This is a genomic window from Plantibacter sp. MPB07 (genome assembly GCF_046619465.1).
Lineage (GTDB): Bacteria > Actinomycetota > Actinomycetes > Actinomycetales > Microbacteriaceae > Plantibacter > Plantibacter auratus.
Genome location: NZ_CP177043.1, coordinates 1,748,502 through 1,772,122 on the forward strand (window position 1 = coordinate 1,748,502; position 23,621 = coordinate 1,772,122).

19 protein-coding genes are annotated in these 23,621 nt (G+C 69.1%); 8 read left to right on the top strand and 11 right to left on the bottom strand.

Going from position 1 to position 23,621, the window contains the following annotated elements; genetic code table 11:
- Positions 1–55: 55 nt before the first annotated feature.
- Positions 56–1,336, top strand: a complete 1,281-nt coding sequence (locus ACLIME_RS08170; RefSeq protein WP_411558616.1) for a lipopolysaccharide biosynthesis protein — start codon at positions 56–58, stop codon at positions 1,334–1,336.
- Here the strand turns inward: ACLIME_RS08170 and ACLIME_RS08175 are convergent.
- The gene (locus ACLIME_RS08175; RefSeq protein WP_411558617.1) at positions 1,333–2,322 is read right to left on the bottom strand and encodes a glycosyltransferase family 2 protein; all 990 of its coding nucleotides are present in this window, start codon (positions 2,320–2,322) and stop codon (positions 1,333–1,335) included. The two genes, ACLIME_RS08170 and ACLIME_RS08175, sit on opposite strands and share 4 nt — an antisense overlap.
- A gap of 73 nt (positions 2,323–2,395) precedes the next feature.
- Between ACLIME_RS08175 and ACLIME_RS08180 the strand changes: the two genes are divergently transcribed.
- Complete coding sequence (locus tag ACLIME_RS08180; protein WP_411558618.1) at positions 2,396–3,490, top strand: glycosyltransferase family 4 protein; 1,095 nt, start codon at positions 2,396–2,398, stop codon at positions 3,488–3,490.
- Positions 3,491–3,599: 109 nt separating this feature from the next.
- On the opposite strand, the gene ACLIME_RS08185 is transcribed toward ACLIME_RS08180, so the two are convergent.
- From ACLIME_RS08185 to gmd, 5 genes are all read right to left on the bottom strand, one after another.
- Positions 3,600–6,119: a glycoside hydrolase family 65 protein gene (locus ACLIME_RS08185; protein ID WP_159879383.1), complete on the bottom strand. Its 2,520-nt coding sequence runs from the start codon at positions 6,117–6,119 to the stop codon at positions 3,600–3,602.
- On the bottom strand, positions 6,116–6,850 hold the full coding sequence (locus tag ACLIME_RS08190) for an HAD family hydrolase (protein WP_411558782.1): 735 nt from the start codon (positions 6,848–6,850) through the stop codon (positions 6,116–6,118). Before ACLIME_RS08190 ends, ACLIME_RS08185 begins: the two co-directional genes overlap by 4 nt.
- A gap of 217 nt (positions 6,851–7,067) precedes the next feature.
- Positions 7,068–8,255, bottom strand: coding sequence for a DegT/DnrJ/EryC1/StrS family aminotransferase (locus ACLIME_RS08195; protein WP_124769667.1), 1,188 nt, complete (start codon positions 8,253–8,255; stop codon positions 7,068–7,070).
- Positions 8,252–9,187, bottom strand: coding sequence for an NAD-dependent epimerase/dehydratase family protein (locus ACLIME_RS08200; protein ID WP_079707283.1), 936 nt, complete (start codon positions 9,185–9,187; stop codon positions 8,252–8,254). Before ACLIME_RS08200 ends, ACLIME_RS08195 begins: the two co-directional genes overlap by 4 nt.
- A 5-nt stretch (positions 9,188–9,192) precedes the next feature.
- Complete coding sequence (gene gmd, locus ACLIME_RS08205) at positions 9,193–10,224, bottom strand: GDP-mannose 4,6-dehydratase (RefSeq protein ID WP_206428248.1); 1,032 nt, start codon at positions 10,222–10,224, stop codon at positions 9,193–9,195.
- Positions 10,225–10,314: 90 nt separating this feature from the next.
- On the opposite strand from gmd, the gene ACLIME_RS08210 reads away from it, so the two are divergent.
- The 3 genes from ACLIME_RS08210 (at position 10,315) to ACLIME_RS08220 (ending at position 12,467) form a co-directional block, all read left to right on the top strand.
- The gene (locus ACLIME_RS08210; RefSeq protein ID WP_411558619.1) at positions 10,315–11,202 is read left to right on the top strand and encodes a glycosyltransferase family 2 protein; all 888 of its coding nucleotides are present in this window, start codon (positions 10,315–10,317) and stop codon (positions 11,200–11,202) included.
- A gap of 126 nt (positions 11,203–11,328) precedes the next feature.
- Entirely contained in the window at positions 11,329–12,072 is a 744-nt protein-coding gene (locus tag ACLIME_RS08215) for a glycosyltransferase family 2 protein (RefSeq protein WP_079707285.1), read from the top strand.
- The gene (locus tag ACLIME_RS08220) at positions 12,069–12,467 is read left to right on the top strand and encodes a DUF2304 domain-containing protein (RefSeq protein WP_236555503.1); all 399 of its coding nucleotides are present in this window, start codon (positions 12,069–12,071) and stop codon (positions 12,465–12,467) included. The genes ACLIME_RS08215 and ACLIME_RS08220 overlap by 4 nt, the downstream gene beginning before the upstream one ends.
- Here the strand turns inward: ACLIME_RS08220 and ACLIME_RS08225 are convergent.
- From ACLIME_RS08225 to ACLIME_RS08240, 4 genes are all read right to left on the bottom strand, one after another.
- A complete protein-coding gene (locus ACLIME_RS08225; protein WP_411558620.1) occupies positions 12,400–13,455 on the bottom strand; it encodes an acyltransferase family protein in 1,056 nt (351 codons plus the stop codon). The genes ACLIME_RS08220 and ACLIME_RS08225 overlap by 68 nt on opposite strands.
- 76 nt (positions 13,456–13,531) lie before the next feature.
- Entirely contained in the window at positions 13,532–14,827 is a 1,296-nt protein-coding gene (locus ACLIME_RS08230) for a hypothetical protein (protein WP_411558621.1), read from the bottom strand.
- A complete protein-coding gene (locus ACLIME_RS08235; RefSeq protein ID WP_079707288.1) occupies positions 14,811–15,878 on the bottom strand; it encodes an NAD-dependent epimerase/dehydratase family protein in 1,068 nt (355 codons plus the stop codon). The genes ACLIME_RS08230 and ACLIME_RS08235 overlap by 17 nt, the downstream gene beginning before the upstream one ends.
- Positions 15,879–15,937: 59 nt before the next feature.
- Complete coding sequence (locus tag ACLIME_RS08240) at positions 15,938–17,137, bottom strand: acyltransferase family protein (RefSeq protein WP_164486968.1); 1,200 nt, start codon at positions 17,135–17,137, stop codon at positions 15,938–15,940.
- Positions 17,138–17,371: 234 nt separating this feature from the next.
- On the opposite strand from ACLIME_RS08240, the gene ACLIME_RS08245 reads away from it, so the two are divergent.
- Both ACLIME_RS08245 and ACLIME_RS08250 read left to right on the top strand, forming a co-directional pair.
- Positions 17,372–18,940, top strand: a complete 1,569-nt coding sequence (locus tag ACLIME_RS08245) for a DUF2142 domain-containing protein (protein WP_411558622.1) — start codon at positions 17,372–17,374, stop codon at positions 18,938–18,940.
- A gap of 16 nt (positions 18,941–18,956) precedes the next feature.
- Positions 18,957–20,540: a DUF2142 domain-containing protein gene (locus ACLIME_RS08250; RefSeq protein ID WP_079707291.1), complete on the top strand. Its 1,584-nt coding sequence runs from the start codon at positions 18,957–18,959 to the stop codon at positions 20,538–20,540.
- On the opposite strand, the gene ACLIME_RS08255 is transcribed toward ACLIME_RS08250, so the two are convergent.
- A complete protein-coding gene (locus tag ACLIME_RS08255) occupies positions 20,510–22,474 on the bottom strand; it encodes a hypothetical protein (RefSeq protein WP_411558623.1) in 1,965 nt (654 codons plus the stop codon). The two genes, ACLIME_RS08250 and ACLIME_RS08255, sit on opposite strands and share 31 nt — an antisense overlap.
- 134 nt (positions 22,475–22,608) lie before the next feature.
- Between ACLIME_RS08255 and ACLIME_RS08260 the strand changes: the two genes are divergently transcribed.
- Positions 22,609–23,529 carry a class I SAM-dependent methyltransferase gene (locus tag ACLIME_RS08260; RefSeq protein WP_411558624.1) on the top strand — a complete coding sequence of 307 codons (921 nt, stop codon included), beginning with the start codon at positions 22,609–22,611 and terminating at the stop codon, positions 23,527–23,529.
- Positions 23,530–23,621 lie beyond the last annotated feature (92 nt).

The window sequence follows — 23,621 nt, forward strand, 5'->3', positions numbered from 1 at the left end:
ACGACAACGCTCACCGACCGAGACGCGGATCGACCACCGTGCGGGTGAGCGGACGATGATCCACCTCGCTTGGGCGATCGTCGAGCGGATCCTTCCCCGGGTGGCGTCGGCGCTCGTCATGCTCGTCCTGGCCGCCCGCCTCACGCCGTCCCTCGTCGGCATGTACGCGTGGATGGTCCTCGCCCTCACGCTCGTCCAGACCGTCGGCGACACGGCCGCCCGGCAGACCGCCGTCGTCCACGGAGGCACCGAGGCCGGAGACCGGTTCGTCCACCGGTTCCGGGTCTGGTCCGCGCTGATCGGAGGCGCCGCGCTCGCCGTGACCGTCGGAGCCCTGCTCCTGACGCATCACGCGGAGGACCGATGGCAGGCGATCGCCCTCGCGCCGTTCGTCCTCGTCCCGGCGGCTTCGGCCGTGGGCGTCGACGCCCTGGTCCGCCTGCAGCGAGCCGGGAGGTGGAAGGAGATCGCATCGCATCAGGCGTGGTCGTCGACAGCCTCCCTGCTCTGCAGCGTGCCGACCCTCCTGGCGACGGGATCGCTGCTCGCCAGCGCCCTGCAGGCGATGCTCGCGGAGGCGGGGTTCGCTCTCCTCAACCGGCGACGCGCAGCGCGACTCCCCCGCGCGTCCGCCACCGACGCGCGTTCCCGCGAACCGACCGTGAACGTCCTGGGCGACTACCTGCACACGGCGCTGTTCTCGCTCCTCGGTTGGGGACAGGGGCAGACCGACCGCCTCTCGATCGGGGCTCTCGCCGGCGGGGCACGCCTCGGCCAGTACGCGTTCGCCATGTCGCTGTCACGGAGCATCGGCGATGCGGCGGCCCTGGCCACGATCAACGTCCTGCGGCCGGTCCTCGCCGAAGCGGCACGCGACGGCCGGGGGTCCGAGATCGTCACGGTCACGGAGGCTTCGCTCCGACGATCGCTGGTCCTGGCGGTCGTGGCCGCCGTGGCGACGAGCATCGGGGCTGAGCTGGTCGTGGACCCCTTCCTCGCAGACGACTGGGACACCGCCCTCGCAGTCGTCCCCGTCCTCGCCCTGTCGGTCGCTCCCTCGGTCGTCGCCTGGTCGGTCACGGCGGTCCTCCAGGCCGAGAGCCGGATGCGTTGGGCGAGTCCGATCAAAGCGGTCGGCGTGCTGCTGTCCCTCCCGGTCGGCATCGTCGCCCTCCACGACCTGCAGCTCGCGGCCTGGCTCGTGAACGCCCGGGAACTCGTCGTGATGGCGCTGCTCCTCCTCGCCGCGCGCCACCGAGCCCCGTGGCGGGGCGGCCTCCTCGCCCTCGGCGTCGTCGTGGTCGGCGCGGCCGTCTGGCAGGTGACGCGAGGCTAGGCCGGCTGCAGCAGATCCCTGACGATGTCCAGCGCCCCCTGGCTCGCATACCGCTGGTACTCGCCGCGGGGAGCACGCAGCATGACGGGGAGGATCCGTCGCCACCGGGCCGGAGCGAGATCGGCCCGGAACCGTTCGAAGGCCGCTTTGGCGACGACGGACGAGGGATCAGCGCGCGGCGCGGGCTCACGGGCATCGTCGAGCCAGGAAGCGAGACCGGCGACGCGATCGGCGATGTCGCGGTTGCGTTGGCGCCCCGGCTGCATCAGTCTCGAGATCTTGTACTTCAGCGTCGGCTCGACGATCCCGATCTGGTTCGCGCCGTGCTGCCGGTAGTCGACGAGCGGTTCGTCCAGGAACTCGATCGGTCCTCGTGCTGCGGCCACGATCGCCAACCACTCGTCGTGCACCCACGGAGCGGGGAACGGCGCTGCCGCGTCGAAGACCGCACGTCGGAACATCGCGGTCGCGCCAGTGACGAGGTTGCGTCGCAAGAGCACGCCGAACGCGTCGCCCGCGCGGATACGGTCGCGCTCGGACGGCCCGATCGACAGCGAGGCGAAGAGGGTGGTGCCGAGCGGGGTACCGTCGGCTCCGACGAGCCTTGCGTTCGAGCACACTAGTTGGAGCTCCGGACGCGCATCGAAGGCGGCAAGGGCACGCTCGACGCGGTCGGGCCGCCATACGTCGTCCTGATCGGACAGGACGACCAGTTCCCCGACGGTCGCGCGGATGGCGCTCTCGAAGTTGCGCGTCACGCCGAGCGCGGTCGGGTTCCGCAGGAAGCGGACCGGGACCGGCGACGCCTCGGCGAACCGCTCGACGATGGCCGACGTACCGTCGGTCGACCCGTCGTCACTGATCACGATCTCGCCGGGCAGCACCGTCTGCCGCGCGACACTCTCCAGCTGCTCGGCGAGGAACTCCCCACCGTTGTAGGTGCAGAGGGCGACGGACACGCGTGCGTCGACTGATGCTGCTGGCATGGATCCGCTCCTCACCGCTCACCGGACCACCCGACAGCCTATCCCGGCCGCCCCACTGGTATCCTCGTGCCTTATGCCCCGCGTAGCCGTCGACCTCCTCTCGTACACCGGCACGAAGGGCGGTATGGAGACCTACGCCCGCGAGCTGTACCGCGAGATCGGCCGGCAGGGCAGCGAGTTCGAGTTCGTGGGGCTCGCGAGCCGAGAGGGCTACCAGCTCGACCGCTCCTGGTTCCCCGGTGAGATGGTGGACACGGGGATCAGCGGGGAGAACCGGTTCATCTGGGCCTACGGCGAGCTGTTCCAGGTGGCCCGCCAGGCGAAGCGACACGGGGCGGACCTCATCCACTCCCCCGCCACGCTCGGGCCGGCGCGATCGTCGATGCCGTCGGTCGTCACCATGCACGACATGCTGTACTGGAGCAATCCGGAGCTCATGACGACGCCGCTGTACACCGCTCCCGTGAAGCTCATGGAGCGCCTCACCTCCAGGAACGCCACCAGGGTCCTCACCATCAGCGAGGTCTCACGTGCCGAGATCGAGAAGTACCTGCACGTCCCGCGGGCCCGGATCGACCTCGTGCCCCTGGCCGGCACCATGCCGACGATCGACGGCGACCGCGACCCGGATCAGGAGCATCCGTTCGTCCTCGCGACCGGGAACCGCCGCCCGCACAAGAACTGGGCGAGCCTCATCCGCGCCCTGCCGTTGCTCCTCGAGCACGAACGGCCGCGGCTCGTGATCACGGGCAGTCACGGCGACGATCCCCTGCAGGCGGTCGTCGAGGAGACCGGCATGCAGGACTGGGTCGAACTCAAAGGTTGGCTCACGAGCGAGGAACTGGGTGAGCTCTACCGACGAGCGACCATCATGGCGATGCCCTCGTTCGTCGACGGGTTCAGCCTCCCGGCGCTCGAATCCATGATGGTCGGCCTCCCCGTCATGATGAGCGACATCCCCGTTTACCACGAGGTGTGCGGCGACGCGGCCCTGTACCTGGACCCCACGTCACTCGACAGCATCGCGTCGGTCATGCGCACCGCCGTGACCCGGCCCGATGAGATGCGACGACTGGCCGCGGCCGGTCTTGAACAGGCGGAGCGGTTCTCCTGGGAGCGCACGGCGACCCAGACGCTCGAGACGTTCCGGCGGGCACTGACCGTCTAGCGCGGCGCCGTCCCCGGTCCCAGCGGCCAGGAACCGAGCCCGGAGCCGACCGTCGTCCACTGACCCACTCGACGGTCGGTCGAGCGGGTCAGTGGACGACGGGAGTCGCCTACTCCGACTGCGGCTGGATGATCGGGATCGACTCGGTGTCCGCCGGCCCGAGCGCGATGGTCGGCATCGACACGGTGATGAGCGAGCCGTCGGCACGGCGGCTGCCCTCGATGTCGCTCGCGCTCGGCTCGCCGACGAGGTGCGGACCCTGGTTGTCGAGCGGAACGGTGACCGTCGTGCCGGCTTCGACGAGGACGTTGCCGCCGCCGACGACGAACGAGGCGGAATCGCCCTCCTCGACGGTGAACCGCATCTCGGTGCGCCGGACGGAGATGCGCACCCGCGTGCCCTTGACGGTGAGCCGGAAGGTGATGCCCTGCCAGTCGACCGGCAGTCGCGGGGAGAAGGAGATCACGCCGCCGTGGTCGCGCATCCCGGCGAAGCCGAGCACGAGCGCGCTCCACACCCCACCGGTGGAGGCGACGTGCACACCGTCCGGGGTGTTGCGGTGCAGGTTGGCGAGGTCGACGAACAGCGCCGACCAGAAGTACTTGAGCGCGAGCCGCTGGTACCCGACCTCGGCGGCGATGATCGACTGCACGACCGCCGACAGGGTCGAGTCGCCCGTCGTCAGCGGGTCGTAGTAGTCGAAGTCGGCGAGCTTCTCCTCGTCGGTGAAGTGGTCGCCCTGCAGGAGCAGCGCGAGCACGACGTCCGCTTGCTTGAGCACCTGGAACCGGTAGATGACGAGCGGGTGGAAGTGCAGGAGCAGCGGGAGGTGCTCGGGAGGGGTGTGGTCGAGGTCCCACAGCTCCTTCTCGAGGAACTGGGCGTCCTGCGGGTGGATGCCGAGCCGCTTGTCGAAGGGGATGTGCATGTGCTCGGCGGCGCGCTGCCACTCGCGGATCTCGGCGTCGTCGAGCGACAGACGCGTGACCAGGCGTTCGAAGGAGGCCGGATCGTCCTCGCGGAGGCGCTCCACGGCCTCGACGGCCGACAGCAGGTTGGCCCGCGCCATGACGTTCGTGTAGAGGTTGTCGTTCACGACGGTCGTGTACTCGTCGGGCCCCGTGACCCCGTAGATGTGGAACGAGTCCTTGCCGTTCGCGCGCCAGAAGCCCAGGTCGGCCCACATGCGCGCCGTCTCGACGAAGATGTCGACGGCTCCGCGGGCGAGGAAGTCCTCATCCCCGGTCGCCGCGACGTACTGCCGCAGCGCATAGGAGATGTCGGCGTCGATGTGGTACTGCGCCGTGCCGGCCGCGTAGTACGCGGACGACTCGAGCCCGTTGATCGTGCGCCACGGGAACAGGGCGCCGTGCTGGTTGAGCTCGGTCGCGCGTGAGCGGGCGGCGTCGAGCATGTTCTGACGGAACCGGAGGGCGTTCCGCGCGACGAGCGGCGCCGTGTAGCTGAGGAACGGGAGGACGTAGACCTCGGTGTCCCAGAAGTAGTGGCCGCCGTACCCGGAGCCGGACACGCCCTTCGCCGCGACACCGCCACCGTCCGTGCGTGCGGACGCCTGCGCCAGCTGGAAGAGGTTCCAGCGCGTCGCCTGCTGGATTGCCGGCTGTCCGTGGACCTCGACGTCGGAGCGCGCCCAGAAGTCCTCGAGCCACAGCTCCTGGTTGCGGATCGCCGATTCGATGCCGTTCTCCGCGGAACGGTCGAGCGTGCGGGCACAACGGTCGGCGAGTTCTTTCGGAGGGACGGCGTTGGAGGTGTGGTAGCTGATGATCTTGGTGAGCTTCGTGGGCACGCCCGCGCGGCCGCGGATCGTGTACACGTGCTTCGCCAGGTCGGCCTCGATGTGCGTCGAGACCTCGTACTCGTTCTCGGTCTCGATCATGTGGTCGGCGCCGGCCACGATCGTCATCCCGGAGTTCGTCGTCTGGTACCCGAGCATGGCGCGCGGACCGTCGATGAGCTTGAACCGCGGCTGCAGCACCCGCTCGGTGAGGGACTCCGCCTTGCGCGGGTCGCCCATCCCCGGCTCGGGTGCGTTCGTGAGGTAGTCGTCCTGACGGTCCTGCCGGTTGATGATCTGACTGGAGAGCACGAGCGACGCGTCCGCATCGAGCAACGTGACCTCGTAGTCGAGGACCGCGAGATGGCGGTCGGTGAAGGACACCATGCGACGGGAGCGGATGTGGACCCGCTTGCCCGAGGGCGTCCGCCATTCGAGTTCACGGCTGAGGACACCGGTTTTGAAGTCGAGGCGACGCTCGAAGCTCAGGAGGTCGGCGTCGTTGAGGATCAACGGCTCGTCGTCGACGTAGAGGCGCACGACCTTCGTGTCGGGCGCGTTGACGATCGTCTGACCGACGCGGGCGAAGCCGAACGCCTCCTCGGCGTGACGGATCGGCCAGGTCTCGTGGAACCCGTTGATGAACGTGCCGTGGACGTGGCCGTCGCGGCCCTCCTCGACGTTGCCGCGGAAGCCGAGGTAGCCGTTGCCGAGCGCGAACAGGGTCTCGGTCGTGCCCTCGTCGTCCGCGTCGACATGGGTCTCGACGAGTGCCCAGTCGTCGAGCGGGAACCGGTGACGGTCGAGCGGGTCGCTGGTGATGTGGTTCATGCCTGGTCCTCGGAGGAGTCGTGGGGTGCCGTGAAGGTCTGGGAGTCGGCCGGATCGTCCGGCCCCGCTGTTCGCGAAGCCGACCGCAGTGGGTCGACGAGCTCGTCGAGGTCGTCGACCACGACGTCGGCTCCCGCATCGATGAGCGCCTGGTGCCCGATGCCGCGATCGACGCCGAGCACGAGTCCGAAGTCGCCACGTCGACCGGCCTCGACCCCGGAGTGCGCGTCCTCGACGACGACGCATTCAGACGGCGCGTAACCGAGCAGACGACCGGCCTCGACGTAGGTGTCCGGCGCGGGCTTGCCGGCGATCCCCTCGCGCGCGGCGACGACGCCGTCCATCACGACCGGGAACCGCTCACGGAGTCCTGCCGCTCGGAGGACGACCTCGGCGTTCTTGGAACTCGACACCACGGCGACCTCGAGCCCTGCCTGCTCGACCGTGTCGAGGAAGGTCAACGATCCCGGGTAGGCGGCGATGCCGTCCGCTTCCAGGACGGCCGTGAACACCGAGTTCTTCCGGTTGCCGAGACCGCACACGGTCTCCAGCTCAGGCGCGTCGGTCGGCGAACCCTCGGGGAGCGTGATGCCGCGTGACGCGAGCATCGCGCGCACCCCGTCGTACCGCGGTTTGCCGTCGATGTACTGGAAGTAGTCGGCGTCGGTGTACGGCTCGGTGATCCCATGAGCGAGGAGCTCGTCGGTGAAGAGCTTCGCCCAGGCGTGCATGTGGATCTCGGCGGTCGGGGTGATGACGCCGTCGAGGTCGAACAGCACCGCCCGGCAGCCGAGGAGCCGCGAGGCCGCCTCGCCGAGGGTCAGGACGTCGTTCGATGGCGCGTTGATCGGCTGGGTCACGGTGCACGGTCCTCGTCGGTTTGGGGGAAGAGGTGGACAGTGGAACGGAAGCTGCTGCGGACCGGTGGGGCGGCCGCGCAGACCCAGCCTAGGAGAGTTTGGCCACCACGTCGTACACGCGGTCGATACCGGCGTGGACCGGGAAGTGGTGGTTGCCGACGAACAGCCCGTCCTCGTGGATCTTGTCGGCGGCGGGGAGTTCGGCCGGGACCTTCGCGTCGAGGTACTTCATGACCGGGTTCTTCGTGAAGTTGCCCGCCACAATGGGCCGTGACTCGATCCCCTCGGCAGCGAACGCCTGCACGACCTCCTTGCGTCGGCCGGCGAGCGCGCCCTCGAGCACGAGAGAGAAGCCGAACCAGCTGCTCTCGCCCTGCTCGCGCTGGATGCGCACGGAATCGAGGTCGGCGAAGCGCTCTGTCCAGTACACGGCGTTCTCCCGACGACCCGCGATGAGCGACGGGACCTTCTGGATCTGCTCGATGCCGATCGCGCCGGACATCTCGAGCGGACGGACGTTGTAACCGGGAAGGACGAAGCGGAAGAGGTCGTCCCACTCGTCGCCCGACTTGTCGTGGACAGCGTTCTTCTCGGGGAGCCCACGGGTCCAGCCGTGGGCCCGCAGCGAGATGAGCATCTGCGCCGTGGCCTCGTCGTCCGTCAGGATCATCCCGCCCTCCATCGTCGAGATGTGGTGGGAGAAGAAGGCGCTGAACGTGCCCATCGCTCCGACCGTTCCGGCGAACCGACCGTCGTCCTTCGCGCCGAGCGACTCGCAGTTGTCCTCCAGCAGGAGGAGACCGTGACGTTCGGCGAGTGCCGTGAGCGCCGCGAAGTCGTTCGGGTTGCCGAGGAGGTTGACCGCGAAGATCGCCTTGGTGCGAGGGGTGATGGCGGCCTCGGCGAGCGATAGGTCCAGGTTGAGGGTGTCGACGTCGATGTCGACGAAGCTCGGGATGAGTCCGTACTGCTGGAGCGGGTAGTAGGTGGTGGCCCACGACACGGCGGGCACCAGGACCTCGTCGCCCGCCTGCAGGTCGACCCGCTCGTCGAGGACCGCAGCGGCGATCGCGAGGAGGTTCGCGCTCGACCCGGAGTTGACCATGACGCCGAATCCGGCGCCGAACGCACTGGCGAAATCGCGCTCGAACTGCGCGACGAGCGGACCCATGGTGAAGCGGCCGCTGTCGACGACGCGCTGGATGGCGGCGTACTCCGCAGCATCCCAGGAGGAGGTGGCGAGGGGGAAACCGGAGTCGAAAGTGTCGTCGGTCATGCTGTCTGTGGCTCCTGAGCTGCGAGGTAGGCGTGGTAGCTCGCAGCGACGCCGGCCGCGAGCGGGGTGGTGGGGTTCCAGCCGAGCGCACGGGCGGCGGCCGAATCGAGCAGGCGCTGGTGCACGCCGGACGGCTTGGTGGCGTCGTACCGGAAGTGACCGGTGAAGCCGGCGGCGCGACCGGCTGCTTCGTAGTACTCGGTGATGCTGTGGTCGACACCCGGCCCGAGGTTGAGCGTGACGGGCCATGCGTCGAGCGAGCCGAGCTGCGTGACGAGCCACGCCGCGAGGTCGGGCGTGTAGGTGAATTCGCGTCGGGCGGTGCCGTCGCCCCAGACCTCGACCTCGTCGGAGCCGCTCGTCACGGCGGCGTGCACCTTGCCGAGGGCGGCGGCGATGAGGTGCGCCTGACCGTGGGTGTAGTCGTCGCCCGGGCCGTAGAGATTCGACGGCACGGCTGCGCGATAGGCGAACCCGTATTGCCGACTCGCGTACTCGCAGAGCTTCGTCCCGGCGATCTTCGCGAGCGCATATCCCTCGTTCGCGCCCTCCAGCGTGCCGCTGAGGAGCGCGCCCTCGCCGATCGGCTGTGGGAGCCCCTCGGGGTAGATCGCCGCGCTCGACACGTAGAGCAGCTCGGGGACACCGGCGTCGATCGCGCCTCGGATGACCGAGGTGTCGATCAGGAGGTTGTCGAGCAGGAAGTCGGTGGGACGCTGCAGCTTCGCCTGGATGCCGGCGACCTTCGCGGCGGCGTGCACGATCGCGTCCGGCGACGTGCGCCCGATGAGGGCGGCGACGGCGGCACGATCGGTGAGGTCGGCGTCTGCGCGCGTCGCCACGATCAGTTCGTCGGCAGCGCGGAGCGTGGGCCAGACCTCGGCGATGCTCGAACCGAGCATGCCGGCACCACCGGTGAGGAGGACGCGCACCGCGCCTAGACCTCCGCGGTGTCGATGTAGGGCTTGCCCGACGCCTCGAGCTCGGCGACGTCGGAGTCGACCATGATCTGCGCGAGGCGCGGTGGCAGCACCTTCGGGGTCCAGCCGAGGACCGACTCGGCCTTCGCGTAGTCGCCGATCAGCGCGTCGACCTCGGTGGGACGGAGGTAGCGCTCATCGAACTTGACGTACTTCTCCCAGTCGAGGTCGAGCCGCTCGAAGGAGAACTGCAGGAAGTCCTTCACGGTGTACGCGGTGTTGGTGGCCAGGACGAAGTCGGTCGGTTCGTCGGCCTGCAGCATCCGCCACATGCCCTCGACGTAGTCGGGCGCGTAGCCCCAGTCGCGGACGGCGTCGAGGTTGCCCATGTACAGGAAGTCCTGCTGGCCGGCGGCGATGCGCGCCGCGGCGCGGGTGATCTTGCGGGTCACGAAGGTGCCACCGCGTCGCGGCGACTCGTGGTTGAACAGGATGCCGTTGACCGCGAACATGCCGTAGGCCTCACGGTAGTTCCGGGTGATCCAGTAGGAGTAGACCTTCGCGACGCCGTAGGGCGAGCGCGGGTAGAAGGGGGTCTCCTCGTTCTGCGGCGGCGGCGTCGCCCCGAACATCTCGGAGCTCGACGCCTGGTAGAAGCGGCAGTGGAGACCGACCTGACGGATGGCCTCGAGGAGCCGGACCGTCCCGATGCCGGTCGTGTCGCCCGTGTACTCCGGCTCGTCGAAGCTGACGCGCACGTGGGACTGGGCGGCGAGGTTGTAGACCTCGTCTGGCTGGATCTCGGCGAGCAGCGTCGCCAGGCGCGACCCGTCGGCCAGGTCGGCGAAGTGCAACTGGAGCCTGGGCGAACCGTCGTGGGTCGCCTCGGGGTCGTAGATGTGGTCGATCCGGCCGGTGTTGAAGGTCGACGCGCGACGCACGAACCCGTGCACCTCGTAGCCCTTCGACAGCAGGAGCTCGGCGAGGTAGCTGCCGTCCTGACCGGTGATGCCGGTGATGACAGCTTTCTTCACGGGGGTGTCAGTCATGAGGTTCCGCTCTGGATCGGTGCGTGTGATCGGGCCGGGAGATCGTCGAAGAATTCCGCACTGCCCGAGAATCGTTGCTAGCTTACCTGAGTGACGCTCGACATCATGATGCCCTTCTACGGCGGCTTCGACCACTTCCAGGCGGCGGTGGAGAGCGTCCTCGCGCAGTCCGATCCCGACTGGCACCTGACCATCGTCGACGACGTCTACCCGGACCTCGCCCCGGGTCGGTGGGCTGTCGGGCTCGGCGATCCGCGCATCACCTACATCCGCAACGAGGTGAACCTCCGCCCCTCGAAGAACTATCGCAAGTGCGTGTCCCTCATGTCCGGGGAGTTCTCCGTCATCATGGGCTGCGACGACGTCATGCTGCCGGACTACGTCCGCCGCGTGCGCGAGCTCATCGCCGCATTCCCGCACGCCTCGATCATCCAGCCCGGTGTCTCGGTCATCGACGAGAACGGCACACCCTCCCGTCCGCTCGCGGACCGGATCAAAGCGCTCTACCGGTTCTCCGGAACCGGTGCCCGCGAGTACCGGGGGGAGCAGCTCGCGACGAGCCTGCTCCGCGGCAACTGGACGTACTTCCCCTCGCTCGTCTGGCGGGTCGAGGCGCTCAGGAAGCACGAGTTCCGACTGGACCTCGATGTCGTGCAGGACCTTGCGATGCTGCTCGAGATCACGAAGGACGGCGGGAGTCTGGTCCTCGACGACGAGATCTGCTTCGCGTACCGCCGGCACTCGCAGAGCGTCTCCGCGGTCACCGGTCCGGACGGCTCGAAGTTCCGTCAGGAGCGCACGCTGTTCGGAGAGGCCCGGCGCGATCTCCGGGCGATGGGATGGAACCGGGCCGCGCGCGCCGCCGCGAACCACTGGACCTCCCGCGCCAACGCCCTGAGCGAGCTGCCCGCAGCCCTGCGCGCTCGGAACACCGCAGGACGCCGTGCCCTGCTGGAGCACGTGTTCGCGCGAGTCTGAGCCGGGCCCCGTCCCGCCCACGCACCGCGCCCCCGCCCAGGACGATCGCTTCGCTCCTCGCCCCGGATCCCGCTCCCCGAGCCTGTCGACGGGTCGGCTCCGCCCCCGATTGCTAGGATTCCCCGTATGACGACCTCTCTCGCCGGCACGCTCATCGTCATGCCGGCGCTCAACGAAGAGGCGTCCGTGGCCGCCGTCGTCCGCGAGGTGCACGCCAAGCTCCCGGGCGTCGCCGTCCTCGTCGTCAACGACGGCTCGACCGACAACACGACCGTCGAAGCCCGATCGGCCGGCGCGATCGTCGCGGAACTGCCCTACAACCTCGGCGTCGGCGGCGCGATGCGTGCCGGGTTCAAGTACGCCCTGGCCCACGGGTACCGGAACGTGGTGCAGGTCGACTCCGACGGCCAGCACGACCCCTCGGGTGTCGTGCGACTCGTCGAGGAGCTGCAGACCGCCGACCTGGTGCTGGGCGCCCGTTTCGCCGGAGAGGGCGACTACGAGGTGCGTGGTCCGCGGAAGTGGGCGATGGTCGTGCTCTCTGGCGTCCTCAGCAGGGTCGCGCGGACGAGACTCACCGACACGACCAGCGGCTTCCGCGCCACAGGCCCCCGCGCCGTGCGACTGTTCGCCGAGCACTACCCCGCGGAGTACCTCGGCGACACCATCGAGTCGTTGGTCATCGCCGCCCGCTCGGGTTGTGTCATCCGTCAGGTCCCCGTCGCCATGCGCCCTCGCGCGGGCGGCACGCCCTCCCACAATCCCCTCAAGGCCGCCAAGTACCTCGCACGAGCCGGTCTCGCGCTCGTGTTCGCGCTCATCCGACCGCCCGTGGCCCTGCACAACGGAGACGAGGTGGTGACCGCATGATCCCCATCGGCACCTACATCCTCGGCATCGTCGGCGCGGTCCTGACCCTCGGGATCGTCGTGGAGATGCTGCGGAAACGGCGACTGCGCGAACGGCACGCCGTCTGGTGGCTCATCGCCGGCCTGCTCGCACTCGTCATCGGCGTGTTCCCGCAGGTCCTCGTCTGGGCCGCCGGCGTCATCGGCGTCGAGATCCCGACGAACCTCGTGTTCTTCGTGAGCATCTTCATCCTGTTCCTCGTGAGCATTCAGCACAGCTCGGAGCTCACCACCCTCGAGAACCGGAGCCGGACGCTGGCAGAGGAGAGCGCTCTGCAGGATCTTCGGATCAGGGCGCTCGAACAGCGGCTGGCCGAGGTGCCTCGAGACGGTTCGTCCCCGGACGACGCGAGCTGACCCGCATCCTCGCGAGCGGCTGGTCGACGAACCACCACAGCAGATAGCCGTAGGCGACCGACAGGACGAGCGTCGTCAGGATGCTCGGGACCCAGTCGAGTTGCGGGTTCAGATGGATGACGAGTTGCTGGACCGGGAAACCGATCAGGAACATCCCGAAACTCGGGTCTCCGAAGCGACCGGCCGATCGCAGGACCGGGATCGGCTGCGATCCGACGGTCACGAGGACGTACGGGACCACGAGGTGCGCGACGAACGAGGTCAGCTCCGGCTCGAGCACCATCACGATGGCCAACACGGACGCGGCGATGATCGCCGCGTCGAGTCGGAGCGGGACACGCCACTCGCGCAGCGCCGCGCCGGCGCAGAAGAACGCGGCGACCCGGAGGATGTCGTCGACGAAGTTGCCCCAGACGATGTCACGCGTCGGGATCGCGTCGACGAGCGGAGCGACGACGCTCCAGACGAGCAGCCCCGTCCAGACCGAGGCCCGCACCCGCCGCCACGGGATCCATCCGAGCACCGGCACCAGCAGGTACATCGCGAACAGCGGTCCGAGCGACCAGAGGGCACCGTTCACGGCGTTCGCGTAGGGGTTGTCGGAGAACACGCCCGGCAGCGTGTAGTCCGGCAGAAGCACGAGGTTCTTCGTGAGGTGGTTGAGCGTCTGCGGATCCGACAGGTATGCGCGCACGCCGAGTGGCGTGGCGATCGCGCCGATGATGACCACCGTCACGAGGAGGCTGACGAAGAGTCCGGGGAAGACGCGCAGGACCCGGGCCGACACGTATCGCACGAGCTGCGGACGGCGTTCCCACGCGCCGGGGAGCAGGAACCCGGAGACCACGAAGAAGACCCAGAGCCCGAGTGCGGGGATGTCCGGCGCACCGAACGGCGAGATCTCGTCGTCCAGGATGATGAGCGAGTGCCGCACGAGGACCGCGACCGCCGCGATGAGACGGAGTGCGGTGAACGAATTGGGACTCACGGTCTGCCTCCTGACGGTGACGGGCCATGCTGCGGCCTGTCGATGCGCCCGCCCACGCTATCCGCGCCGCGCCGGATCAGGAAATCGGGTCGTCCGGCGCCGGCGGGCCGAGGTGCACCGACGCCGGCCGCCGCAGAGCGACGATGTGCACGATCAGACCGGCCACCGGGCCGACGACCATCGCGAGGATCGTGCGCTCGTGCAAGCCCAGCGGCAGGAGCAACGCGAGGATCGTGGAGACGGCGGCGACGATCCAGCCACCGGCGAACGGCCCGTGCTGCGCGCGCGACAGGGTGGCCGCGCCCGTGACGCACAGGACACCGACGAGGCCCGCGGTCGCTACCAGGAGGGCGATGGTGCCCCCGGACAGCACGTCCGCACGTCCGAAGAGGATCGAGAGGGCCCACGGACCGAGCCACCAGGCGAGCACGGAGAGGAGGCCCGCACCGGCGAGCACGATGATCGCGAACCGGACGACCCGGCCGAGCATGGCGTCGGCGTCGGTACGGAAGACCACGACGAGATAGCTCTGCAGTGCGAGCACGACGATGACGATCGGTGCCCTGGTGAGGGTGATGGCGTAACTGAGGGAACCGAACGCGTCCGAGGAGACGATGTCGCCGGTCGCCTGGATCATCAGCGGCAGGCCGCTGACCATGACCCCGGTCGCGGCGGCGGCGGTGACGGTCCGCAGGACGTTCCAGCTGAGTTCCCGCGGTCCGACGTCGATCCCGAACCGCCCGACCACACCGCGCCGGATGAACGGCCAGAGGATGAGCGGGGTGATGGCGAAGGGAAGCGTCACGCCCCAGGCGAGGACCGCGATATCGGTGGTGAGCGAGAGCATGACGGCCACGATGGCGAACCGGACGAGCCCGTCGACGATCGTGAGGGCCGCAGCGGACGCCCAGAGCGAGAGGCCGTAGAGCACGCCCGCGGTCGCAGCGACCACGACGTAGGCGGCGAGGCCGATGACGAGCGGAAGCACCAGCGACCAGCCGTTCGCGGGGAAGACCGCGCCGACCCAGATCCAGGCGGTGCCGGCGATGAGCACGGCGATGATGAGCGCCGCGACCACCGCGAAGTTGCGGACGACCGGCGCACGGGATGCGCCCCGTGCTCCCTCACCGAGGACGTGGGTGGCACGCGCGACCTCCTGCTGGACGCCCGACAGCGCGCTGATGAGCAGGTAGAGCGCTGACCAGAAGACCGCGAACGGCGCGTAGGCCGCCGTCCCGAGGGCTGCGCCCGTGATGATCTGGAGGAGGTAGCCCGCGCCTCCCCCGATGGCGGTCGCCGCGAGGATCAGGACGGCACCGTTCGGCCCGCGGCGCACGGCCTCGGGCGGAACGGCGCTATCGCTGGGCGGCAATCCACTCCTGCAGCGCCGCGACCCCCCGCGTGACGTCCCAGGCCGGGGCCCAGTCGAGTCCGGCGAGCGTGTCGTCGATGCTGCACTCGGCGTGCCGGACGTCGCCGTCGCGGTACATCCCGTTGATCACCGGCGCGGGCGCGCCGTGATAGGCCGCGATGGCCTGTGCCAGCTCGAGGATGGTCGTCCCGACGCCCGAACCGATGTCGAAGCGGGACACGTCGGCGGACGGTCCGGCGGTGATGACCGCGCGGAAGGACTCCGCGATGTCGTCGATGAAGACGAAGTCACGGACGATCCGACCGTCCTCGTACACCTGGATCGTGCCGCCGTCCATCGCGAGCTGGGAGAAGAGGGAGACGATGCCGGTGTAGGAGTTGATGAGCGACTGGCCGGGACCGTACACGTTCTGCAGCCGGAGGACGGTGAGCTTCGCGTCGTGGGCGGCGGTCCAAGCGGACAGGATGTGCTCCTGGGCGAGCTTTGTCGCTCCGTAGACGCTCGTCGGGGCCGGCATGGTGACCGCGGCCCGGCTGGGCAGGGGTGAGGCCTCCGGGAAGTCCCACTCGCCACGTTCGAACTGAGCGTGCGAACGTTGCCCGGGCTCGAACACGGACCCGTCGGTGCGCCGCCACTGGCCCTCGCCGTAGACGGCCCGGCTCGACGACAGGACGAAGTGTCCCGGGACCTGCCCCGCCCGACCGAGTGCGTCGAGCATCTCCGTCGTTCCGACGACGTTCGCCTGGGCGTGGCTCGTGGCCGCGTGGAGGGACTGCGCCGTGCCGGTCTCGGCGGCCAGGTGGACGATGACGTCCGGCTCGACGTCCGCCAGCAGGGCGTCCCAGGCGGCGGCGTCGGTGACGTCACCGACGACCAGCTCGGCCGCCTCGTGGAGGTCGGCGGGCCGTTCTGCGCTCGGATGGACCTGCGGGTGCAGTTTGTCGATGACGACCCACCGCTCGGCTGTGGCAGCCAGCTTGTGGGACAGCGCGCAGCCGATGAAGCCGGCGCCTCCCGTCACCAGAACGGTTCCGAGCGTTGTTGCAGTCACGAATGGGTGTCCTTAGCTGTAGGCGGGCCGACATTCGATGGTACTCGACGCGGTCACCGTCACACGGGATCCGCGGTCCGACGCGTCGCGAGCCACTCGAGTCCCCGCCCGGGACCGCGATCCTTCAACGCCATCGCCCGCTTCTCGACCCCGTGCCAGCTCAACCACGCGCACGCCGCGGTGACGAGGATGGTCAGCCCGACCCACGGCCAGTAACCCAGGGCGTTCCACCCGAGGAAGGCGGTGAACTGCTGGACGAGGAACCCGTAGACGTACATGCCGTAGGAGTAGTCGTTCTTGGCGCCGATCCACTGGACGCGCTTCGGGAGGCGGGCCGCCAGCCAGAGGATGAAGTAGGCGAAAGCCGGGTATCCGAGGAGCACCCATCCTCCGGTCACGAGCGTGACCGCCGCCACGACACCGCACGCGACGCCGATCCAGTCGTTCAGCGGGATCCGCTTCGAGTACATCGCGAGCGACGAACCGATGAGGAAGGCGAGACCCAGCTTGATGGGGTTCGCGTCGACCAGTTGCGGGATGAACACCGTCACGATCTGCGGTGCGACGCTGTAGGCGATGTCGGCCAGCCAGAACCCTGCGGCGAGCGCCGGCACGACCCAGCGGGCATGGCGGAGCACGCCGACCACGAGGAGGGCGGCGATCAGCATGTAACACCCCCACTCGAGCGTGAGCGTCCAGAGCGAGCCGTTGAAGACGCTGTACTGGACGACCTCGCCGTACGGCGTCGTGTTCTGGAAGATGTCCCAGACTCCCCACTGCCGCATCGTGAGGTCCGCGTTGGAGAAGACGTAGGCGACCGGGCTGACCCCGATGTAGTCGCGCAGACCGCGGCCGGAGAGGTGCCAGGCGATCGGTCCGACGATGACGGCACCGACGAGGAGCACGGTCCAGAAGGCCGGGAAGATCCGCAGGGCGCGCCGCCAGACGAACTGGAGGATGTCCGCGGACGCACCGCTCTTCGCGATGAGGTAGCCGCTGATCGTGAAGAAGCCGACCACGGCGAACCCACCGATCGTCTCCTGGCCGTTCGTCCACCCCTTCGACGGATCCTCCCCCCAGCCCCCGGTGGGGAACGCGTGCGAGAAGATGACCATGGACGCGAGGATGAGCCGCAGGACGCCGAGCGAGTTGCGGTGGCCGCCCAGTCCTTCGCTGAGCGACATGCCACCGCCCGGGAGGCGGAGACGCTTGCCCGGACGACGCGGCTGGTCGTACGGGACGTTCGTCGTCGACGTCATGCGTTCCATTCCTGAGTGCGGGGCCGGCCCCTGGACGGACGCTGATGGGCGGTCCGAGGTGGAGTCAGGATACCCCGTCGTCAGCCGTCGCCCGTGACGGCTTCCGCATAAACTGTCTGCAGTCTCCGCGGTCGGCGCACGATCGCCCGTCATCACGTCGAATGGAACATCATCTCGCTCGCAGGCCCGCTCGAACCGTCCGGTGGCGCACGCCCGGTCAGGAACCGTTGGCGCGTGTTCGTGATCGCGTTCGTCTGCTTCTTCGCAGCCAACCTCCTCTGGTCGCTCGCCTCCCCGCTGCGCTCCTCGCCTGACGAGCCGGCCCACTTCATCCGCGCCGCCGCGGTCGTCCGTGGCGACCTCACCGGGCAGCCGAAGGCGGGCGAGACCTGGCTCTCGGAGTCGCTCGTGCCGAAGTACATCGCCGACACCCAGGGGCGCACCTGCTACGCCTACCAGCCGGACGTCAGCGCGAGCTGCGACGGACCCGTCGACCCCGACGACACACCGACCCCGGCCGTCACCACGGCGAACTCCAACCACCCGCTCTTCTACGCCATCACCGGGCTGCCCACGCTGGTCCTCGACGGCAACGCCGCCCTGTACGGGATGCGCGGGATGAGCGCCCTGCTCAACGCGGCGATGCTCGCCATCGCGACGATGTCGCTCTGGCAGTTCCCACGGGCGAGGTTCGCCCTGATGGGGCTGGTCGCGGGCTTCACACCGATGGTCGCGTTCCTGTCGGGAACGCTCAACCCCAACGGTGTCGAGGTCACCGCCGCGGTGGCACTGATCTCGGTCCTGCTCCTCACCCTCAGGCGCGCCTCGTCGACGCGACTGCTCTGGGAGCGCGGAGCGATGGTCGTCCTCGCGACACTGCTCCTGTCCAGCACCCGCAGCATCTCACTGCTCTGGGTGCTCGTCATCGTCGTCGCCGCGCTCCTCGCCGCCGACTGGCGATCCGCGAAGGACCTGTTCAGACGACCGGCCGCGATCGTCACCGTCGTGGTCTCGGGGCTCGTCGCGGTCGGAGCGATGGCCTGGTTCCTGACCCCGCTCACCACCTACGGTGACGGAGGGCAGACGTATCCGGAGGTGGGCACCGGGTACTGGACCGGATTCCTCCAGATGCTCGTGAGCACCTTCGACTACGCCCAGGGGTGGATCGGGCTCTTCGGCTGGATCGACACGGCACTCCCGCTCTCCGCGATGGCCATCTGGACGGTCGCGGCGGGATCGCTCGTGGCGGCCGCCTTCGTCGTGGGCCGAGGTCGCGCTCTGCTCGCCCCGCTCCTGCTGGTGCTCGTCCTGGTCTTCGTCCCGGCATTCGTCCAGGCGGCCCTGGTCACCGAGATGGGCTACATCTGGCAGGGACGGTACACGCTCGCGATGTTCGCGGTCCTCCTCGTCCTGTGCGGCGTCGTCATCGATGGGAGCGACGTCGTCCTCGGGGTGAGGACGACCCGTCGACTCGCGACGATCGCACTCGGCGCCCTGGTGATCGCGCACCTCATCGCCTTCGTGAACACCCTGCGGCGGTACACCGTCGGTTCGCAGTATTCCTTCGCCGACATGCTCCAGCACGCCACCTGGCAGCCTCCCGCCGGCTGGCTGCCGCTCTCCGTGGCATATCTCGTCGTGCTGACGGCCGGGGCCATCCTCCTTCGCCGACGCCTCCTCAACGACCAGGACGCGCCGGTCGGCTCCGTCGCCCAGACACCGGGGCGGCGCGCTGAGGATCCGCTCGGACCCGCCGCTAAGCTGATCGGCGACGGAACCGCGAACCGTCGCGCATCGACCTGATCGGAACCTCCACCACATGGATTCTCCCGCCCGCAGCTCCGCCCCCACCCGCTGGGAGCGACGACGCTGGCTGACCTTCCTCCTCGCATTCGTCACGATCCTGGCGCCGATGGTCCTCTGGGCGCTGGCCTCGCCGATCGGGTCCATTCCGGACGAACCGTCCCACGCCATCCGCGCCGCTGCGGTGGCGCGCGGAGAGCTCGTGTCCGTACCCTGGCCCGAGAATCCGAGCCTGACCGAGGCGACGGTACCCGAGAACATCGCGAACGCGCATCAGCTCGTGTGTTTCGCCTTCGACGGCGAACTGACCGCCGACTGCCAGGCGGGACTCCGGGATCGCGACGAGGATCTCGTGACCACGGGGTCCTCGGCCGGGCTTAACAGTCCGGCGTTCTACGCGATCGTCGGCTGGCCGTCACTCGTCGTCACCGGTGACGCGGCCTTCTACGCCATGCGCATCGCCGGGGCCGCGGTCTGCGCCCTCGCGCTCGCCGTCATGGTCATGCAGCTCACCCTCCTCCCGCGCTGGCGGTGGGCCATGGTCGGCGCGATCGTCGGGGTCACCCCGATGGTGCTCTACCTCAGTGGTTCCCTGAACCCGAACGGCCTCGAGGTCGCGGCTGCCGGAGGGCTCTTCGCCACGTTGCTCGCGATGACCCGAGGAACGGCCACCGGACGACGGCTCTGGGAGCAGGCCGGCCTCGCGCTCGTTACCGCGAGCCTGCTCATGACGACGCGGAGCATCTCGTTGCTCTGGGTGCTCCTCATCGTCGTCGCCGCCATCTTCCTGGGCAACCGGCCGCGGGTGGCGGCCCTCCTGAAGTCGCCACCAGGCCTGGCACTGCTCGTCGGGGCGGCCGTCGTCGGTCTCGTGACCGTCGCCTGGTACCTGCAACCGCCCGCCCTCGCCGGCTCGGCCCCCGCGAGTCTCGGGATCGTGAGTTACCTCTTCGCGGCCGGCTACACCTTCATCCAGTCCATCGACTGGGTGTTCGGCATGATCGGGTTCTTCGGCTGGGTCGACACCCCCGCCCCGTCGGCCACGATCATCGCGTGGAGCGCCGCACTGCTGCTCCTGTTGTCGGCGTCCGTCGTGTGGGGTCGACGACGCACCACCGTCGCGGTCTGGGGCCTCCTCGTCGTGTGCCTCGTCGTGCCCGTCCTCACGACCCTCTCCGTCTACGCGCAGTACGGGTACATCTGGCAGGGCCGCTACATGCTCGCGATGTTGCTGTGCCTCGTCATCGTCGCCGGTCTGGCGCTCGACGACGCCGGTGTCGGGATCGGTGCCGACCGTCGCATCGCGCGGTTCGTCGTCGGCGGGTTCGTCCTCCTGGCGATCGGCCACCTGTTCGCCTTCGTCATGACCCTCAGGCGCTACGCCGTCGGGATCGACGGCGATTTCGGACGATTCGTCTTCGACCCGAGCTGGGAGCCGCCCATCGGCTGGCGCCCGCTGTCGGTCGCGCTCCTCCTCGTGCTCGTCGTCGCCGTCTGGTTGAGCAGGAAGCTCTTCCTGGGAGCACCCGACCATCGGGCCGTCGAACCGAGCGCCGACCGCTTGGACGATCAGCCGTCGAGGACGACCGAGAAGTCCTGATCCGAGCACTCGGCACGCAGGGAGGCCTCGAGGTCGGGGTTCCGCGTCCGGATCGTCGCTCCGCTCTCGAACCGACCGATCGCCGTGCAGACGTCGTCGATCTTCGTCACGTCCAGGGCGTAGGCGGAGATCCGGATGGGGTCGGTCGCGTCCGTCGTGTTGATCTGCAGGCTCCAGGAGTTCACGTAGGCGTCCGTCGAGGGATCGGCGTACCCCACCAGGATGTTCTTCTCCCCCGGCGTCGCGAACCGCATGGCGAGCTCCGCGGCGTCGCCCGACGCGGCGATACCCGTCTTCCGCCAGACCTCGACGATCGGTGACACCGCCGAGTTCTCCGGGCCGAGCGGCGTGATCTGCCACGCGAGCGATCCGACCAGCACGATGCCACCGGCGACGAGGACCACACGGGCGCTCCGCACCTGGTCCAGCCGGACGGACAGCGCCTGAGCGATCAGGGCGAGGATGATGACGAGCGCCAGCGCTTCCAGCAACCAGGCGAACTTCGCCGGATAGTACCCCCAGGGGTTGGGCACGGCGTGGCGCAGGAGGACGAAGACGACGACCAGCAGCGCCCCCGCGCCGGTGAGGGCGAGGACGCCGGCGAAGACGTGCGATCGGCCCTGCTGCAGGCGGGCGCACGCAGCGACGACGAGCAGAGCGGCGCCGACCGCGATGGCGGTGTTGGACGTGGAGGTGAAGATGCCGCCGTCGGCGGAGAGCGCACCCTGCTCACGGAGGAAGTCGGGCACGGTGACGAACAACGCGTACCCCACCATCTGCGCGGTCGCCGCGATCACCAGGATGAACCGGGGGACGTCGACCCTGCTGGTGAGCACTCGGAGGTTCCGTCCGATGAGGACGAGCAGTACCGACCCGAGGACGATGGCGACCGGACCCCACGTGCCGAGGAGCACCGTGATGATCAGGGTGAGGACGACGTAGGCAGGCACCGGGTACTGCTCGGCGCGCAGGTAGACGAGCCACCCGGCCAGGAGCAGGAAACAGGCGAGCGCAGCGTTGAAGAAGCCGAATTGCAGGGCGTTCCCCGCGACGAACCAACTGAGCGGAAGCGCACCGGCGACCAGCGCAAGGGGGGTCGTGACCCACCAGGAGGCCGTACCCCGCGACGCGACGACGACCGCACCGGCCAGGACGGCAGCACCGAGGAGCACCAGGATCCAGAGTTGGGCGAGCTGACCGAGGTCGTGTCGCAGATACTCCTCGGGTGGGATGGAATCCCGCCCGGGTGCCAGCGCTGCGGCCACGAGCGAATACGGGACCGGCACCGGGTTGGTCCGCTCCGGGCTGATCCCGCCGTCGCCGAACATGTATCGGGAGAACATCAGGCTGGTGATGGAGTCGCCGCTCGTCACCCATGCGATGTTCCACCGGCCGGGGACGACGACGATCGCGAACACGGCCACAAGTCCGGCGAGCGCGCTCGCCGAGGCGACCACGATCTGGCGGAGCGGTCGGACGAGGCGATCATCCAGCGTCAGGACACCGTGTCGCCAGAGCAGCATCGCCACGGCGACGCCGATCGCCAGATGGACGATCAGGACCGGTGTGGCGATGCCGACACCGAGGAAGGGCGTCAGACGGAGCAGCATCGTGACGACGAAGAGACCGACGGCAGGGCCGGCGGCGATGCCGAGGAACCAGTCCGTCCGATGGGCGACGAGCGCACCGACACCGAGCCAGACGGCGAGCCAGAGCGGCCATCCCGCTCCCCCGAACCACAGCGCCCAGACGGCGAGCAGGACGACGCCGACCAGGTAGGCGGCCGCGAGGACCGTCCCGGACGAGAGCGCCAGGGGAGGCGATGCATTGCTGCGGTGCGCGACGGTCCCGGTCTCCCCCGGATCCGTCTGCTGACGACGAACCTCGACCACGACCGCCCCCTCATCCGCGGCGGCCGTCGGCCCGGTCGCCATCCGCGAGCCTAGTCGACAGCTGCAGCTCTGATGACGATCGTCACCGCCCGAGCACGGACCGCTCGTCACAGGTCACCCGTCGCTTCCGAGGTCGTGGAAGACTGAACCCACCCGTTCCCACCAGGAGGCCCCGATTGACTGAAGCCGAGACCGAGCGTTCCTACGTGGAACGGCTCGCAGACGCCGAGACCCTCGATGACGTCCCCGGGATCGTCGACCCCAGGGTCCAGGCACCGTCCAATCCACCGCGGCGTATCCAGCAGAAGTTCGTCGGCGCGAGCTACCTCGACGCCTACCGAGAGGCGGAGCGCTTCATCGGAGCAGCCTTCGACCGGTGGCCGACAGGCGACCAGGGCGAACACCTCGTCCTCGACTTCGGTTCCGGCTGGGGCCGGATCACCCGCCTCCTGATGAGTCGCCTCCGGGCGGACCAGATCTGGTCGAGCGACGTCGACAGACAGATGACGGCGCTCCTGCACCACACCCTGCCCGGCGTCAACGCGGTCACGAACCGCCCGATGCCGCCCACAGTCTTCCACAGCGGCAGTTTCGACGCCGTGACGGCGTTCAGCGTGTTCTCCCACCTCTCCGAGGAGGCCCACCGCCGGTGGTCCGCCGAATTCGCGCGGGTGACCCGGCCGGGGAGCAAGGTGTTCATCACGGTGCTCGAGGAGAACTTCCTCGCCCAGGTCGCCGGTGCACAGGCTGCGGTGGCCGCAGGAGAGGCCGACACGTTCGCGACGAACCTCGCGGCTGTGGTCCCCGACGCGCAGCTCGCGCTCGAGCAGTTCCGCAACGGCGAATTCATCTTCGGTGGCGGCGGCGATGACGGACCGCGCGAACAGTCGTTCTACGGTTGGGCGGCCGCACCCCGGGAGTTCGTCGAGCGCACGTGGGGCGCCAACGGGTTCGTCGTCGAGTCCTGGATCCCGACCGGAGAGCTGTTCGAACAGGCGATGGTCGTCCTCAGGCGCGAGGAGGCCGGCCCGATCGCGCGGGCCGAGCGTTTCGCCCGCCGCGCCGTGAACGGGCTGCAGCGCCGCATCGCGCGCTGAGCTGCACGGAACGCAGCGGTTCGGGGCCGTTCTCAGCGACTCTCCAGTCCGGCCGTATACTGAGCCGAGAACCGCCGGTCACCCATCCGGGG

Excerpts from the sequence above, each read along its gene's own strand:
- ACLIME_RS08185 (WP_159879383.1), bottom strand. The coding sequence starts at position 6,119 with ATGAACCACATCACCAGCGACCCGCTCGACCGTCACCGGTTCCCGCTC.
- ACLIME_RS08190 (WP_411558782.1), bottom strand. The coding sequence starts at position 6,850 with ATGCACGCCTGGGCGAAGCTCTTCACCGACGAGCTCCTCGCTCATGGG.
- ACLIME_RS08215 (WP_079707285.1), top strand. The coding sequence starts at position 11,329 with ATGACGACCTCTCTCGCCGGCACGCTCATCGTCATGCCGGCGCTCAAC.
- gmd (WP_206428248.1), bottom strand. The coding sequence starts at position 10,224 with ATGACTGACACCCCCGTGAAGAAAGCTGTCATCACCGGCATCACCGGT.
- ACLIME_RS08250 (WP_079707291.1), top strand. The coding sequence starts at position 18,957 with ATGGATTCTCCCGCCCGCAGCTCCGCCCCCACCCGCTGGGAGCGACGA.
- ACLIME_RS08175 (WP_411558617.1), bottom strand. The coding sequence starts at position 2,322 with ATGCCAGCAGCATCAGTCGACGCACGCGTGTCCGTCGCCCTCTGCACC.
- ACLIME_RS08240 (WP_164486968.1), bottom strand. The coding sequence starts at position 17,137 with ATGACGTCGACGACGAACGTCCCGTACGACCAGCCGCGTCGTCCGGGC.
- ACLIME_RS08170 (WP_411558616.1), top strand. The coding sequence starts at position 56 with ATGATCCACCTCGCTTGGGCGATCGTCGAGCGGATCCTTCCCCGGGTG.
- ACLIME_RS08180 (WP_411558618.1), top strand. The coding sequence starts at position 2,396 with ATGCCCCGCGTAGCCGTCGACCTCCTCTCGTACACCGGCACGAAGGGC.
- ACLIME_RS08255 (WP_411558623.1), bottom strand. The coding sequence starts at position 22,474 with ATGGCGACCGGGCCGACGGCCGCCGCGGATGAGGGGGCGGTCGTGGTC.
- ACLIME_RS08195 (WP_124769667.1), bottom strand. The coding sequence starts at position 8,255 with ATGACCGACGACACTTTCGACTCCGGTTTCCCCCTCGCCACCTCCTCC.
- ACLIME_RS08220 (WP_236555503.1), top strand. The coding sequence starts at position 12,069 with ATGATCCCCATCGGCACCTACATCCTCGGCATCGTCGGCGCGGTCCTG.